Annotated in this window: 14 protein-coding genes and 1 pseudogene; 4 read left to right on the plus strand and 11 right to left on the minus strand. The window is 65.2% G+C overall.

Annotated features, from left to right (window positions below; translation table 11 throughout):
* Positions 1-867: pseudogene (locus JHD59_RS10560) on the plus strand (response regulator); the annotation flags it as partial.
* The gene (locus tag JHD59_RS10565; RefSeq protein ID WP_199154200.1) at positions 864-1,217 is read left to right on the plus strand and encodes a 2'-5' RNA ligase family protein; all 354 of its coding nucleotides are present in this window, start codon (positions 864-866) and stop codon (positions 1,215-1,217) included. The pseudogene JHD59_RS10560 and the gene JHD59_RS10565, both read left to right, overlap by 4 nt.
* A 428-nt stretch (positions 1,218-1,645) precedes the next feature.
* On the opposite strand, the gene moaE is transcribed toward JHD59_RS10565, so the two are convergent.
* The 8 genes from moaE to tkt form a co-directional block, all read right to left on the minus strand.
* Positions 1,646-2,143 (minus strand): molybdopterin synthase catalytic subunit MoaE, encoded by a 498-nt coding sequence (moaE, locus tag JHD59_RS10570; RefSeq protein WP_199154201.1) that lies wholly within the window; start codon positions 2,141-2,143, stop codon positions 1,646-1,648.
* 1 nt (position 2,144) lies between these two features.
* A complete protein-coding gene (gene moaD / locus JHD59_RS10575) occupies positions 2,145-2,396 on the minus strand; it encodes a molybdopterin converting factor subunit 1 (protein ID WP_199154202.1) in 252 nt (83 codons plus the stop codon).
* 410 nt (positions 2,397-2,806) lie between these two features.
* A complete protein-coding gene (gene fba, locus JHD59_RS10580; RefSeq protein ID WP_043627725.1) occupies positions 2,807-3,871 on the minus strand; it encodes a class II fructose-bisphosphate aldolase in 1,065 nt (354 codons plus the stop codon).
* A gap of 82 nt (positions 3,872-3,953) precedes the next feature.
* Positions 3,954-4,583, minus strand: coding sequence for a LysE family translocator (locus JHD59_RS10585; RefSeq protein WP_199154203.1), 630 nt, complete (start codon positions 4,581-4,583; stop codon positions 3,954-3,956).
* Positions 4,584-4,644: 61 nt separating this feature from the next.
* Positions 4,645-5,043 carry a GFA family protein gene (locus tag JHD59_RS10590; RefSeq protein WP_199154204.1) on the minus strand — a complete coding sequence of 133 codons (399 nt, stop codon included), beginning with the start codon at positions 5,041-5,043 and terminating at the stop codon, positions 4,645-4,647.
* Between the two features lie 46 nt (positions 5,044-5,089).
* Positions 5,090-6,265, minus strand: a complete 1,176-nt coding sequence (locus JHD59_RS10595; RefSeq protein ID WP_199154205.1) for a phosphoglycerate kinase — start codon at positions 6,263-6,265, stop codon at positions 5,090-5,092.
* Positions 6,266-6,660: 395 nt separating this feature from the next.
* On the minus strand, positions 6,661-7,671 hold the full coding sequence (gap, locus tag JHD59_RS10600; protein ID WP_199154206.1) for a type I glyceraldehyde-3-phosphate dehydrogenase: 1,011 nt from the start codon (positions 7,669-7,671) through the stop codon (positions 6,661-6,663).
* 94 nt (positions 7,672-7,765) lie between these two features.
* Positions 7,766-9,754, minus strand: coding sequence for a transketolase (gene tkt / locus JHD59_RS10605; RefSeq protein ID WP_199154207.1), 1,989 nt, complete (start codon positions 9,752-9,754; stop codon positions 7,766-7,768).
* 241 nt (positions 9,755-9,995) lie between these two features.
* Here tkt and JHD59_RS10610 point away from each other — a divergent pair, with 241 nt between their 5' ends.
* Positions 9,996-10,748: a BPSS1780 family membrane protein gene (locus tag JHD59_RS10610; RefSeq protein WP_199154208.1), complete on the plus strand. Its 753-nt coding sequence runs from the start codon at positions 9,996-9,998 to the stop codon at positions 10,746-10,748.
* A gap of 61 nt (positions 10,749-10,809) precedes the next feature.
* Here the strand turns inward: JHD59_RS10610 and JHD59_RS10615 are convergent, their stop codons facing one another.
* The 3 genes from JHD59_RS10615 to JHD59_RS10625 all read right to left on the minus strand — a co-directional run bounded on the left by JHD59_RS10615 (position 10,810) and on the right by JHD59_RS10625 (position 12,641).
* Positions 10,810-11,478: an O-methyltransferase gene (locus JHD59_RS10615; protein WP_103317179.1), complete on the minus strand. Its 669-nt coding sequence runs from the start codon at positions 11,476-11,478 to the stop codon at positions 10,810-10,812.
* Positions 11,479-11,542: 64 nt separating this feature from the next.
* Positions 11,543-12,160 carry a glutathione S-transferase family protein gene (locus JHD59_RS10620; protein ID WP_199154209.1) on the minus strand — a complete coding sequence of 206 codons (618 nt, stop codon included), beginning with the start codon at positions 12,158-12,160 and terminating at the stop codon, positions 11,543-11,545.
* 211 nt (positions 12,161-12,371) lie between these two features.
* Entirely contained in the window at positions 12,372-12,641 is a 270-nt protein-coding gene (locus JHD59_RS10625; RefSeq protein WP_103317176.1) for a hypothetical protein, read from the minus strand.
* Positions 12,642-12,874: 233 nt separating this feature from the next.
* Here JHD59_RS10625 and JHD59_RS10630 point away from each other — a divergent pair, with 233 nt between their 5' ends.
* The gene (locus JHD59_RS10630) at positions 12,875-14,107 is read left to right on the plus strand and encodes a M23 family metallopeptidase (RefSeq protein ID WP_199154210.1); all 1,233 of its coding nucleotides are present in this window, start codon (positions 12,875-12,877) and stop codon (positions 14,105-14,107) included.
* The last annotated feature ends 161 nt before the right edge of the window (positions 14,108-14,268 follow it).

A 14,268-nucleotide genomic window follows, 5' to 3' on the forward strand; every position in this document is an offset into this window, starting at 1 on the left:
GCCCAAGCCTCCACCGTATTGGAAAAAGCCGTGGCCTTGTCGCCGCGCAATTTCCAGCGCCTGCACTGCTTCGGCACCGCGCTGCTGCGCAGCGGCGAAGCGACCCGCGCGGTGGAACCGCTGCAAAAAGCGGTGGATATCGGCCGCAACAACAGCTTCTTCGGCCCCGAGGCGATGGTCGATCTGCTGCAGGCGCGCTGCGTCAGCGGCCAGACCCAGCAGCTGGACCGGCTGCAGAGCGACATCGCCGCCCGCCAGGAAGAATTGACCGGCGGTCCGCTGACCATGGCGGTATGCCGCGCGCTGGCAGCGCTGGCGCAGCAACGGCCGGCCCAGGCGCTGGAGCAGCTGCGGGAGGCATCGCAATGGCTGCTGGCGCCGGAAGTGGACTTCAACAGCGCGCAGCGCTTCCTGTCCGCCGCGGTCCAACTGGCGCCGAGCGAAGGCGGCGAGCAGACGCCGCAATGGGCGCGGCTGATCGGCCTGCGCTTTGCCGATGGCCGCCACGAACTGGGCACGCTGCAGGAGATCGCCCAGGCGCAGCCGGCTTGCGGCGAGGCCATCGCCCAAGCCTACGCCGAGTTGCAAGAGCATAGCCGCGCCGCATTGGCGCAAGCCAACCAGGGCGAGCTGGAGCAAGCGGCGCGCATGCTGCACCGCGAAGCGATGCGCACCCTGAACAGCCGGCTGGGCCACTACGGCTGCGCCATGCTGCTGCGCATCGCGGAAAACCGGCGCGAAGCCGGCCAGCCCAAGGGCTGGGAAATGGCGTCGCTAGACGAGCTGCTGGACTGGCTGCCGCAGAACAACGAGCGGGCGCGCGGCTTCGTCAAGCGGCGCCAGGCGCTGCTGAGTCCGGGCGATTGAGAGCGTTCCTCGCCTGTCTGCCGCCGCAAGCGTGCCTGGCCACGCTGCAAGGCTGGCAGCGCCAGCTGCAGCGGCTGGGCGGCGGCCGTCCCCTGCCTGCCCGCCAGCTGCATCTGACGCTGGCCTTTCTGGGCGAGGTGACGCCGCTGCAATTGCAAAGGGCCGCAGACTGCGCCGCTTGGGCCGCGCCCAGCTTGCCGGACGCCATCACGCTGGATGCTTGCGGCTGCTGGCACGATGTGGGCTGGTGCGGACCGCGCCACCCGCCGCCGGAGCTGGGCGCATGGGTGGACGCGCTGAAAGACGAATTGCGCGCGGCTGGCATCGCACTGGAAGCTAGGGGCTGTTGACGTTTGGTGAGTGGATCGCGTTTGCGCCGATTTGGGCCGGAAGCAAGGCGCACAGTCCGATGCATAGTCATTCTATGCAAGGGCTGGGCAACGCGGCTTCCGGCCCAAAGCGGCCAAACCCGCAGGGCCGGGCGCCTTTCACGCCGACTCCTCGTTGTTCCGCGCTGGCAGAGAATGACTATGCGGCGCGCGAAACGCCTCGATTCGCCGCAAAACGCATCCCGGCGCGACCGCTCACCAAACGTCAACAGCCCCTATGCCATACCGGCCGCACCTGAGCCTACTTCGCCATATTGCGCGGCCGCTGCCGCAACAGGCCCTGCCGCCGCTGGTCATGCCCTTGCGCGAAGTCAGCTTATTCGCCTCCGTCCTGCGCCCCGGCGGCGCCCACCATTACCGGCTGGATGGCTGGCCGGTGCCGGCGTCCGTCACGCGGGCTTCAACGGCGGGGGATTAGGGCCAGCCGCCTGATCCCAGCGCGCGGCGGCGGTTTCGTCGCTGGTCTTGGCGTCCACCCAGTGGCGACTGCCATCGGCCAGGATTTCGCACTTCCAGAACGGCGCCTGCCGTTTCAGGTAATCCATCAGAAACGAAGCGGCCTCAAAGGCATCGCGCCTGTGGCTGCTGGCCGTCACCACCAACACGATATTGTCGCCCAGCGCCAGCCGGCCCACGCGATGAATCAGCGTCACACCCTTCAGCGACCAGCGCTGGCGTGCCTCGCGCACGATGTCGGCCAGGGCCTTTTCGGTCATCCCCGGATAATGTTCCAGCTCCAACGCCACCACGTCCTGGCGGTCGCCATGGTCGCGCACCAGGCCGGAGAAGCTGACCACCGCGCCGCAAGCCGGATTGGCCGACCAGCGCCTCACCTCGGCCCCTACGTCGAAATCCTCGCCCTGCACCCGGATGTGGTTGACCGCCATCTCAGCCCCCGGTGACCGGCGGAAACACCGCCACTTCGTCGCCATCGGCCAACGGCGTGTCCAGGCCGGCCATCTCCTGGTTCACCGCCACGCGGAATACCTTGTCGGCGGCCAGTTCCAGCGCCCAGACATGGCCGCGCTGGCGCAATTCGGTCAACAGCTCCGCCACGGTGGCGGCATCGCTGTCCAGTTGCTCGCTCTCCACGCCCAGCGTCTCGCGCAGACGGGCGAAATACAGCATGTTCAGTTTCATTGCCCCTCCTCCCGGCCCCTGCGGACCATTTTGGTGATGGCAGCAGTGTAAGCAAACCACAGGGTGCGGAAAAGGACGACGATCAAGGGCCAGGCGGATGGCGGCCTCTCCGCTATCAACTTAGTCCTTCGCGCAACCGTTGCAAAATGCTGATGGCTGTTGCTTAGGCTTCTCCAGCCGTCCGCCGCCATGGCGCGAAACTCAAATGCAGAACCATGCTGTCTCCTCAAAAAAAAACCCGCCTCGCGGGCGGGTCGGGTAAGCCGTATGGCAGGACAATCGCATGGCGGACTGCGCTGCATACAATCCCTTTTCCTGAAATGACAAATGAATTATCGCAGATCATCACTTCAGGTGACAAGAGCTTTTACACTGTTCTTACAAACAGCTGTCGCATCGTGTCACAGGACTCAGCGCACGATTTGCGCCAGCTCGCCTTTCAGGTACTTGTCGGCCATCGCGTCCAGGCTGATCGGCTTGATCTTGCTGGCCATGCCGGCCGCGCCAAACGCCTCGTAGCGGGCGATGCAGACATCGCGCATCGCTTCGATGGTCTTGGCCAGGTATTTGCGCGGGTCGAATTCGGCCGGGTTCTTGGCCATGAACTGGCGGATGGCGCCGGTGGAGGCCAGACGCAGGTCAGTGTCGATGTTGACCTTGCGCACGCCATGCTTGATGCCTTCGACGATTTCCTCAACCGGCACGCCGTAGGTTTCGCCCAGATCGCCGCCATACTGGTTGATGATCTGCAGCCATTCCTGCGGCACGCTGGAGGAGCCGTGCATCACCAAGTGGGTATTGGGGATGCGGGCGTGGATTTCCTTGATGCGGTCGATGCGCAGCACGTCGCCAGTGGGCTTCTTGGTGAACTTGTAGGCGCCGTGGCTGGTGCCGATGGCGATGGCCAGGGCGTCCACGCCGGTGTCCTTGACGAAGCGGGCCGCTTCTTCCGGATCGGTCAGCAGTTGGCTGTGATCCAGCACGCCAGCGGCGCCGACGCCGTCTTCCTCGCCGGCCATGCCGGTTTCCAGGCTGCCCAGGCAGCCGATTTCGCCTTCCACCGACACGCCGCAGGCGTGGGCGAAGCTGACCACGGTGCGGGTCACGCCGACGTTGTAGTCATAGTCGGCCGGGGTCTTGCCGTCGGACTTCAGCGAGCCGTCCATCATCACCGAGGAAAAGCCCAGCTGGATGGAACGCTGACAGACGTCCGGGCTCACGCCGTGGTCCTGGTGCATCACCACCGGGATGTGCGGGAATTCTTCCACCGCGGCCAGGATCATGTGGCGCAGGAAGGGCGCGCCGGCGTATTTGCGGGCGCCGGCGGAAGCCTGCACGATCACCGGGGCGTTCACCTTGTCGGCGGCCTCCATGATGGCGCGCATCTGCTCCAGGTTGTTGACGTTGAAGGCCGGCAGGCCGTAGCTGAATTCAGCCGCGTGATCCAGCAGCTGGCGCATGGAAACGAGTGCCATGAATCTCTCCCTCGTGAGCCCCGCCACGGCGGGGCCAGTTCGAAAAAAACGGCTGGCGATGACGAATCGGCAGCCGTGATGGTTACTGTCTGGACAAGCCGGTCAGCAGCACACCGGCGCCGACGAAGGCGCCGCCGCTGAAGCGGTTGACCATCCGCAGCCGGCTCGCGCTGTTCAACCAGCGCGCCAGCCGGGCGCCGCTGCTGGCGTAAGTCAGCTGCCAGCAGGACTCGATCAGGTAAAACGTGGCCGCCAGGATGGCCAGCTGCGGCCCCTGCGGCTGATGCGCGTTCATGAACTGCGGGAACAGCGCGGTAAAGAAGATAAAGGCCTTGGGGTTGCTCATCGCCACCAGGAAGCCGCGGCGGAACAGCGCCCACGGTCCGTGCTTGCCGCTGTCGTCCTCGCGCAGCTCGGCCACCGGTTGCGGCAGGCTGCGCCAGGTCTTGATGCCCAGATACACCAGATACAGCGCGCCGGCGTACTTGACGATGGAGAACAGCAGCTCCGACGTGGCCAGCAGCGCGCCCAGGCCGGCCACCGAGCCGGCCATGATCAGGCCCAGTGCCGTCATCAGGCCCAAACAGGTCATCAACGTGCGGCGCACGCCGTAATGGATGCCGTGCGTCATCGCCAGCAGCATATTGGGGCCGGGGGTGGCGGAGACGAAAAAGACGGTCGTGACGAACAACAGCCAGGTTTGCAAAGACATCATGTTCTCCTGGTGGGGGGATACCCGCCAGTATAACGGAGCGGCCGGGTCAGGCGGCGGCTCATCGCACGTCGCCCCTCAACACCGCGGGGCACCAAGCCGGCGCGGCGTCGAAATGAACATGCTTTTGCTTCCCCGTCCGCAAGGGCGTATCCAGGCTGCCCAAAGCCAGGCTCAGCCAATCCGGCCATTTCTCGGACGCGCGCCAGAACAGCGACGAGCCGCAGCGCCGGCAAAACTCGCGCGTCACACCGGGCGATGATGGATACGCTGCCAATAGCGATTCTTCATCCAGCACGCACAAATGCTCAAGCCGCACGCTGCCGTAGCTGGCGAAAGCGGCGCCATGCGACTTGCGGCACATGGCGCAATGACAATGCGTCACCGCCTTGATCGCGCCGCCGACGCGGTAGCGGATACCGCCACACAAGCAGCTGCCCTCGTATAGATGCGTATCCATCATATAGATTCGTCACGGCGGCATCGCCGCCATGCCGGTCTCTCCCTTAGTTGGCGCGTTCGGCCAGGATGGCCACGGCCGGCAGTTCCTTCCCTTCCAGGAATTCCAGGAAGGCGCCGCCGCCGGTGGAGATGTAGCTGATGTCGTCGGTGATGCCGTACTTGGCGATGGCCGCCAGGGTGTCGCCGCCGCCGGCGATGGAGAACGCCTTGGACTTAGCGATAGCCTCGGCCAAAGTCTTGGTGCCGTTGCCGAACTGGTCGAACTCGAACACGCCGACCGGACCGTTCCACACCACGGTGCCGGCCTGGGCGATGATGGCGGCCAGCTGTTTGGCGGAATCGGGGCCGATGTCCAGGATCATGTCGTCGGCAGTCACTTCGCCCACCGGCTTGGTGACGGCGGCGGCGGTTTCGGCGAATTCCTTGGCGCACACCACGTCGGACGGCAGCGGCACGTCGCCGCCGCGGGCGCGGATCTTGGCGATCACGCGCTTGGCGTCTTCCACCAGCTCGGCTTCGGCCAGGCTCTTGCCGATGGCCTTGCCTTCAGCCAACAGGAAGGTGTTGGCGATGCCGCCGCCCACAATCAACTGGTCCACCTTGTCGGCCAGCGCTTCCAGGATGGTCAGCTTGGTGGACACCTTGGAGCCGGCGACGATGGCCACCATCGGGCGGGCCGGCGCCTGCAGCGCCTTGCCCAGCGCGTCCAGCTCGGCCGACAGCAACAGGCCGGCGCAGGCCACCGGGGCGAACTTGGCCACGGCGTGGGTGGAGGCCTCGGCGCGGTGCGCGGTGCCGAAGGCGTCGTGCACGAACACGTCACACAGGGCAGCGTAGGCGCGGCCCAGTTCTTCGTTGTTCTTCTTCTCGCCCTTGTTCAGGCGCACGTTTTCCAGCATCACCACTTCGCCCGGGGCGAGTTCGACGCCATTCTGGAAATCGGCTTGCAGGCGCACCGGCTTGCCCAAGAGTTCGGACAGACGGGCCACCACCGGCGCCAGGCTGTCTTCCGGCTTCGGCTCGCCTTCGGTCGGACGGCCCAGGTGGGTCATCAGCATCACGCCGGCGCCGGCCTTCAGGCAGTGCTCGATGGTGGGCAGGCTGGCGCGGATGCGGGTGTCTTCGCCGATCACGCCGTTTTTCAGCGGGACGTTCATGTCGACGCGGATCAGTACGCGCTTGCCGGAAAGATTCTGCTCGGAGAGTTTGTTGAATTTCATCGCTTCACTCACTCAGGTTTGGATGCGGGACGATCCGGCAAGCAGCCAGTGGCTTGCGGAACGGGATAAGGCGAAACCGCGGGCATGCACCGGCGCGCTGTTGCAAAATTTCCCACTGCGGCGCAAGGCCGCAAGCGGATGGACCTGGCGCGCCCGGCGCTCGCCCCTATCCGGCAGTGTATGCCGATTCAGCGGCGTCACTTTAACACCAATCAAATTTCTTGCGCGCGCCATGTAACAAAACAACAGTGCGTTTGGCATGCGCACCGCTGTTTTGGTAGGGCGGAAGCCCGGCATGCCCGGGCGTTCCGCCGCGCCATCTTTGCATCGAAGCAAACTGGCCCCGCAACAAGATGGCGGATCGCCCCTCGCGGGGCATCCGCCCTACGGCTGGATCAGCGGCCGAACATCGCGCGCGCGGTGCGCAGCATCTGGCAGCTGAAGCCCCACTCGTTGTCGTACCAGGCCAGCACCTTGACCAGATTGCCACCAGTCACCTTGGTCAGCGTGGCGTCGAAGGTCGACGCTTCTTCGGTGTGGTTGAAATCGCCGGACACCAGCGGCAGGGTGTTGAAGCTCAGGATGCCCTTCATCGCGCCATTGGCCGCGCCCTGCAGGATCTCGTTGACCTCGTCCTTGCAAGTGTCGCGCATGGCGGTGAAAGTCAGATCCACCAGCGACACATTGATGGTGGGCACGCGCACGGCAAAGCCGTCCAGCTTGCCCTTCAGCTCCGGCAGCACCAGGCCGACGGCCTTGGCCGCGCCGGTCTTGGTGGGGATCATATTATCGGTGGCGGAGCGGGCGCGGCGCAGATCCTTGTGCTTGACGTCGGTCAGCACCTGGTCGTTGGTGAAGGCGTGGATGGTGGTCATCAGGCCTTTCTTGATGCCCAGCGCGTCGTTCAGCGCCTTGGCCACCGGTGCCAGGCAGTTGGTGGTGCAGCTGGCGTTGGACACCACGGTCATCTCCGGCGTCAGCACGTCATGGTTCACGCCATACACGATGGTGGCGTCCACATCGTCGCCGCCCGGCGCGGAAATCAGCACCTTCTTGGCGCCGGCGTTCAAATGGGCCTGGCACTTTTCCTTGCTGGTGAAGGCACCGGTGCACTCCAGCACCAGGTCCACCGCCAGCGCGCGCCACGGCAGCTCGGCCGGGTTGCGGGTGCTGAAGAACGGGATCTTGTCGCCATTCAGGATCAGGTGTTCGCCGTCCTGCTCCACGGTGCCGGGAAAGCGGCCATGCACGGTGTCGAACTGGGTCAGGTGGGCATTGATGGCGAGGTCGCCGGAAGCGTTCACGGCCACCACCTTGAAATCGTCGTGCAACTTGTTTTCGTAGATGGCGCGCAAAACTTGGCGGCCAATGCGGCCGTAACCGTTGATGGCGAGGCGGATGGTCATGCTTCTCTCTTCTCCAGATGCTTTTTTGTAGTGCGGCGACTACATGACACGGCAAAAAAAGACCACCGCGTCGCCGCGATGGTCTGTCGACTGCTTAACGCAACACGGAGCGGGTCTTGGCGACCACGTTCTCCACGGTGAAGCCGAATTCCTTGAACAGCTGGCCGGCCGGGGCGGATTCGCCGAAGTGGTCGATGCCCACCACTTCGCCTTCCAGGCCGACATACTTGCGCCAGAAATCGCCATGGCCGGCTTCAATGGCCACGCGCGGCAGGCCCGCCGGCAGCACGCTCTGTTGCCAGGCCTTGTCCTGCACGTCGAACACATTGGTGCACGGCATGGACACCACGCGCACCGGCACGCCTTCGGCCGCCAGCGTTTCCTGCGCCTTCAACGCCAGTTCCACTTCGGAACCGGTGGCGATCAGCACGGCTTTGGCGCCGGCCGCGTCGCGCAGCACGTAGCCGCCCTTGCGGATGGCGGCGATCTGCGCCGCGTCGCGGGACACGAACGGCAGGTTCTGCCGGCTCAGCACCAGGCTGGTCGGGGTGGTCTTCTGCTCGATGGCGTGCGCCCAGGCCACCGCAGCTTCCACGGTGTCGCACGGACGCCAGGTGTGGTGGTTGGGGATGTAGCGCAGGGTGGCGGTCTGCTCCACCGGCTGGTGGGTCGGGCCGTCTTCGCCCAGGCCGATCGAATCGTGGGTGAACACGAAGATCGGATTGACCTTCATCAGCGAGGCCATGCGCAGGGCGTTGCGGGCGTATTCGCTGAACATCAGGAAGGTGCCGCCGTACGGGCGCAGGCCGCCGTGCAGGGTCATGCCGTTGATGATGGCGGCCATGCCGAACTCGCGCACGCCGTAGCTGATGTAGTTGCCCTGGCCTTCGCGGTTGATCCACTTGGAGCCGGACCAGTTGGTCAGGTTGGAGCCGGTCAGGTCGGCGGAGCCGCCGACGAACTCCGGCAGCAGCGGCGACAGCGCTTCCAGCGCGATCTGGCTGGCCTTGCGGGTGGCCACGGTCTGGGCGGCGTCGTTGATCTTGGCGATGGCGGCGGCCTGAGCCTCCACCCAACCTTGCGGCAGCTCGCCCTTCATGCGGCGCTCGAACTCGGCGGCCAGCTCCGGATGCGCGGCGCGGTAAGCGTCGAAGCGCTTGTTCCATTCGATCTCGGCCACGGCGCCCTTGTCGCGGGCGCTCCACTCGGCATAGATCTCGGCCGGAATCTCGAACGGCGCGTGCGGCCACTTCAGGCCTTCGCGCGCGGCGGCGATTTCAGCCGCGCCCAGCGGCGAGCCGTGGCAGTCGTGGCTACCCTGCTTGGTGGGGGCGCCAAAACCGATGGTAGTCTTGCAGCAGATCAGCGTCGGCTTGTCGGCGCTTTGCTTGGCGGTGGCGATGGCGGTGGCGATCTCGACCGGATCGTGGCCGTTGACGTTGCGGATCACTTGCCAGCCGTAGGCTTCGAAGCGGGCCGGGGTATCGTCGCTGAACCAGCCTTCGACATGGCCGTCGATGGAGATGCCGTTATCGTCCCAGAAGGCGATCAGCTTGTTCAGGCCCCAGGTGCCGGCCAGCGAGCAAGCCTCGTGGCTGATGCCTTCCATCAGGCAACCATCGCCCATGAACACATAGGTGTGGTGATCGACGATGGCGTGGCCGTCGCGGTTGAACTGGGCGGCGAGCATCTTCTCTGCCATCGCCATGCCCACGGCGTTGGTGATGCCCTGGCCCAGCGGACCGGTGGTGGTTTCGATGCCCGGCGCGTAACCGTACTCCGGGTGGCCCGGCGTCTTGGAATGCAGTTGGCGGAAATTCTTGAGGTCGTCGATGGAAAGGTCGTAGCCGGTCAGGTGCAGCAAGCTGTAGATCAGCATCGAGCCGTGGCCGTTGGAGAGAACGAAGCGGTCGCGGTCGGCCCAGGACGGGTTGGCCGGATTGTGCTTCAGATGATCGCGCCACAGGACTTCGGCGATGTCTGCCATGCCCATCGGGGCGCCCGGATGGCCGGATTTGGCTTTTTCCACGGCGTCCATGGCCAGGAAGCGGATGGCGTTGGCAAGCTCGGTGCGGGTAACCATTTCGGTAAAACCTCAAGACTATTGGGAACCGGAACGACGGTTCTTCCATCCGCTCTATGCTGCTGGCGACATGGGTCTACCGTCGCAAAACCGCCGGATTATCGCCGATTTTGGCACTTTCCGGCAACCAGCCATCCCACACACAAATTGAGTAGAATCAAGCAGAACCATGTACAGACGGCATGGTCTAGCCTTCTTTCCCCCAAATCCGGCGCAGCATGCGCCGCAACGGAGACCGAATATGCAGTCATTCGACACCCCGCCCCCAGCCCGCAAAGTGGGCGCCGGCCGCGGCTGGCGCTGGTGCGTGGAAGCGTTTTACATCGTGCGCGAGCAGCCCCTGACCTGGGTGCTGCTGACCCTGGTCTACTTGATGATCCATTTTGTGATCAACCTGGTGCCGTTCATCGGCGGCCTGATCGGCGCCATCATCGGCCCGGTGTTCGCCGGCGCTTTCGTGATGGCCGCGCGCAAGTCCGAACGGGGCGAGGAGCTGGAGCTGGCCGACCTGTTCGCCGGCTTCCGCCAGATGCCCGGCCCGCTGCTGCAGGTGGGCGCGATATTCTTCGCGCTGATGGCGGCGGCGATGCTGATCGTCGGCATGGCCGGGGTGTCCACCGGGATGATGAGCGGCATGGCGAGCGGCCATCTGGCCATCGATGCCAAGCCCGCGGCGGCCGGCGGCTTCGTCGCCTTGCTGCTGCTGGTGATGTCGCTGGTGATGTTCGTCGTCAGCCTCAGCTACTGGTTCGCCCCGTCGCTGGTGACGCTGGAAAATGTCTCGCCGTGGCAGGCCATTCTGGCCAGCCTGCGCGCCGGCCTGTCCAACTGGCTGCCGATGCTGGTGGCCGGCCTGGTGCTGGGCCTGCTGCTGATTCCGGCCATGCTGACGCTGGGCCTGGGCCTGCTGTTGTGGTGCCCCATCGCCTTCGTCACCGCTTACACCAGTTGGAAGGACGTGTTCGGCCAGCCGCAGCCGGCAGCCCAGTTATAAGCGGGAGCCGCATAGAAAAACGGGCAGCTGGCGTGAACCGTTGCCCGTTTTGCTTGCCTGATCAGCGTTCGACGATGGCCAAGGCGAAACCGTCATGACCCTTGGCTCCCACCGTTTGCACCGCGGTGGCGGACAGTCTCGGATTGGCCCCCATCAGTTCGATGAAGCGGCGTATGCCCTGGATGGCGGGGTCAGCGCTGCCTGCATCCGCCACCGCGCCGCCGCGCGCCACATTGTCGCCGACGATGACCGTGCCAGGGCGGGACAGCTGCAGCGCCAGCTCCAGATAGACCGGATTGTTGGGCTTGTCGGCGTCGATGAAGATGAAGTCAAACGGCGCCGCGCCTTGCGCGATCAGCCGCTGCAGCGAATCCGCCGCCGCGCCTTGCAGAATTTCCACCTTGTCCGCCACGCCGGCGCGTTTGAGGTTGGCGGCGGCGATCTCGACATGGCGCGGCTCGAACTCCAGCGTCACCAGCCTGCCATCCGCCGGCAAGGCGCGCGCCAGCCAGATGGTGCTGTAGCCGCCCAAGGTGCCGATCTCCAGAATCCGCTTCGCGCCATGGATGCGGGCCAGCAAGTTCAAGAACTTGCCCTGATTCGGCGCCACATTGATCGCCGGCAAACCGGCGGCCGCGCTGTCGGCCAGCGCCGCTTCCAGCGCGGCGTCTTGCTTCACCAGCGCCGCGCTGTAGTAGTCATCCAGGACGGTCCATTGTGCGTCGTGCATCTCATTCTCCTAGGTGGGGGGCGGCCTGCTTGCAGCAGGCTTGCAAACCGAAAAGGGACAGCGCTCAGGCGACGCCGTCGCCGCCGTGGGCGCGGTAGGCCGGCCGCTGGCGCAAGCGCTCGAAATAAGCCTCGGTCTTCGGCAGCGCCGGCTTGTCGAACGGGGTGAGCAGCCAGCGCTGGACGGACACGCCCAGCACGATGTCGGCCAAAGTGAAGGTTTCGCCCAGGATCCAGCGTTCGCCCAGCTGCGACTCCAGCACCGCCATCTGCTTTTTCCACGCGGCCACGCTTTCGGCGATGCGCGCCGGGTCCTGGTGATCCGGACTATTGCGGCTTAGCGCGTGGAAGGCATACATCCAGCTGCCGTTCAGCTCGCTGAGCTGCCAATCCATCCATTTTTCGACTTGGGCGCGCAGGGCGGCTTCCTGCGGCAACAGATCATGGCGGCCATGTTTGGTGGCCAGGTAGCGGCAGATGGTGTTCGATTCGGACAGCGCGGTGTCGCCATCGACCAGCGCCGGGATTTGCGCGAAGGGGTTCAGCGCCAGGAAGTCGGGATCGGTCACCGGCCGGAAGCCGCGTCCCCAGTCCTCGCGTTGGTAGTCGAGGCCGATTTCATGACAGGTCCACAGCACCTTGCGGACATTGATGGAGTTGGCGCGGCCGAGCAGGCGGAGCATGGGGTCATCCTGAAGGAAGAAGTGGGATGAACAGCATACCACCCGCCATGCCAAATGTTTATTTTGGCCATTTGACAGTGTGTTCTGCTCAACGCGACAGCCTGTCAAATCGCACGGTCATGCGTGGACGGGACTTCAGCCGGCAGGTTGACGAGCACAATCCACAGCCATCAAGGCCAGGGCCCCTCGCCGAAAACCGCGGCGAGCGGCCTTAACCGTCCTCCAGCCCGGCGCGCAGCAAGCGGGCGTGCAGCACCATGTTTTCCAGCGTCAGCCGGGCGGTGGCGGCCAGATACACCAGCATGCGCTTGGCCTCGTCCGGCTCCTCGGCGCGGAATACCAGCTCGCGTTCGAGCAGCGAATCGACAATCAGTTCGCGCAGGTTTTGTTCGTCGAACGGCAGGTCGGCGTAGTCGATCGGGTCCTCCGCCTCCACGTCCTCCATCAGGCACAGCAGGTTTTCACGGCTGAGCGCGTCCATGGCTTTCCCCTCCTGTCGCATAACCGTCACGAGACTGTCATTTTGAGTGTAGCGGGTTTGCCGGGCCTAGTGACTGTTGACGTTTGCCGAGCGCACGCCAAACCGCCATCCCTGCCAAAGTTCCTGCCATCCCGTCATACGTAAGGCCAGCTGTCCCCCAATGGTTTCCCGGCTATGGTCGCAAACGGCCATCCGGCCTTGCACCGCACGCTCACAACGATGAGGAGCCCGCAATGAAACCGTTCATTTCCATTGTCTCCCTGATCTCCCTGCTCGCCGCCGGCGCCGCCATGGCGGCTCAAGCCACGGACGATGACAGCCTGCGCCTGGCCGCCAGCCGGGCGCTGCGGCAAACACAGCTGCCAGCCAGCGGGTCGCAGATGGACACGCTGGTGGAAACCCATCGCGAAACGCCGGACCGCCGCTGGGTGCTCGGCTCGGCCACCCAGCCCTTGCCGGTGCAAATGACCGGCGCAGACCGGGTGCCGGTGTCGCGCCTGTTTCTGGCCCGGCGCCAAGCGGAAGGCTGGCAGCTGGCGCTGGACGACGACCCGCGTTTCGCCGAGTTATTGGAGCAATCGCCAGCCGGCTGGCTGAGCGACGCGGAAAAGCGCGCCTGGCGCAGCCAACTGGCCGCATCCAAACGGCTGGCGCCGGAAAACACCGGCCTCGGCTTGCCCTGGCGCGCGGGCGCAGCCTGGAACATGACGGGCGGGCCGCATGGTTATAGCGGCGAAAGCCAGCCCTATGACTCGATCGACTTTGCCGGCGGCGATGGCAAGGTGCTGGCGCCGCAAGCCGGCGTGATCTACAAAAGCTGCGTGCGCAACGGCAGCGCGCTGGTGAAGCTGGTGCACGACAATGGCTATTCCACCACCTACTACCACATGATCAATCTGACCTCCGCGCCCGACGGCCAACGGCTGGACAAGGGCGCGTATCTGGGGACGATAGGCAACGGCCTGCCCTGCGGCGGCAGCACCACCGGGCCGCATGTCCATTTTTCGCTGATCTACCAAGGACAGGCGGAACCGGTCAACCGCAAGCGCCTGGGCGGCTGGCAGTTCTTTGCCGGCAACCGCGCCTATCAGGGCTATGCGCAACGCGATGGCAGCCGGGTGAATGTCGGCGGCCGGCTGGCGCATTACCATGACGGCGCGGAACCCGCGCCGCCTTCGCCGCCGCCTGCTGGCTTGAGCGGCGTGGCCACGCCCAAAGCGGGAAACAGCCACGTCAACTTGCGCACCTCGCCCAGCCTCAGCGCGCAGATCGGCGGCAAGGCCAAGCGCGGCGAGAGCGTGGCGCTGGTTTGCCATGTCCGCGCCGAGCCGGTGGAGGGCGTCTGGGGCAGAACCGACATCTGGAACCAGACCTCGGCCGGTCTATGGGTCAGCGATGGTTTTGTCGACACCGGCAGCAATCAAGCGGTGGCGCCGCTCTGCCCAGCGTCGCAGCGTCCCTGGTAAGCGCTTGAGCGAGCGCGACGCGCGCTGACTCAGCGCGTCGGAAACTTATCCACACCAAGCCACGAAATCATATTTTATCCACAATGCGCCCGCGGCTAGCTGCCGCGCCAAGCAAAACGGGCAAGCGCGATGCCGCGCTTGCCCGTTGCTGAATGGCCGTC

The organism is Chromobacterium sp. ASV23 (genome assembly GCF_016428945.1).
GTDB classification, from domain to species: Bacteria; Pseudomonadota; Gammaproteobacteria; order Burkholderiales; family Chromobacteriaceae; genus Chromobacterium; species Chromobacterium sinusclupearum.

Excerpts from the sequence above, each read along its gene's own strand:
- moaE (WP_199154201.1), bottom strand. The coding sequence starts at position 2,143 with ATGGCGGTCAACCACATCCGGGTGCAGGGCGAGGATTTCGACGTAGGG.
- moaD (WP_199154202.1), bottom strand. The coding sequence starts at position 2,396 with ATGAAACTGAACATGCTGTATTTCGCCCGTCTGCGCGAGACGCTGGGC.
- fba (WP_043627725.1), bottom strand. The coding sequence starts at position 3,871 with ATGGCACTCGTTTCCATGCGCCAGCTGCTGGATCACGCGGCTGAATTC.
- JHD59_RS10585 (WP_199154203.1), bottom strand. The coding sequence starts at position 4,583 with ATGTCTTTGCAAACCTGGCTGTTGTTCGTCACGACCGTCTTTTTCGTC.
- JHD59_RS10590 (WP_199154204.1), bottom strand. The coding sequence starts at position 5,043 with ATGGATACGCATCTATACGAGGGCAGCTGCTTGTGTGGCGGTATCCGC.
- JHD59_RS10595 (WP_199154205.1), bottom strand. The coding sequence starts at position 6,265 with ATGAAATTCAACAAACTCTCCGAGCAGAATCTTTCCGGCAAGCGCGTA.
- gap (WP_199154206.1), bottom strand. The coding sequence starts at position 7,671 with ATGACCATCCGCCTCGCCATCAACGGTTACGGCCGCATTGGCCGCCAA.
- tkt (WP_199154207.1), bottom strand. The coding sequence starts at position 9,754 with ATGGTTACCCGCACCGAGCTTGCCAACGCCATCCGCTTCCTGGCCATG.
- JHD59_RS10610 (WP_199154208.1), top strand. The coding sequence starts at position 9,996 with ATGCAGTCATTCGACACCCCGCCCCCAGCCCGCAAAGTGGGCGCCGGC.
- JHD59_RS10615 (WP_103317179.1), bottom strand. The coding sequence starts at position 11,478 with ATGCACGACGCACAATGGACCGTCCTGGATGACTACTACAGCGCGGCG.
- JHD59_RS10620 (WP_199154209.1), bottom strand. The coding sequence starts at position 12,160 with ATGCTCCGCCTGCTCGGCCGCGCCAACTCCATCAATGTCCGCAAGGTG.
- JHD59_RS10625 (WP_103317176.1), bottom strand. The coding sequence starts at position 12,641 with ATGGACGCGCTCAGCCGTGAAAACCTGCTGTGCCTGATGGAGGACGTG.
- JHD59_RS10630 (WP_199154210.1), top strand. The coding sequence starts at position 12,875 with ATGAAACCGTTCATTTCCATTGTCTCCCTGATCTCCCTGCTCGCCGCC.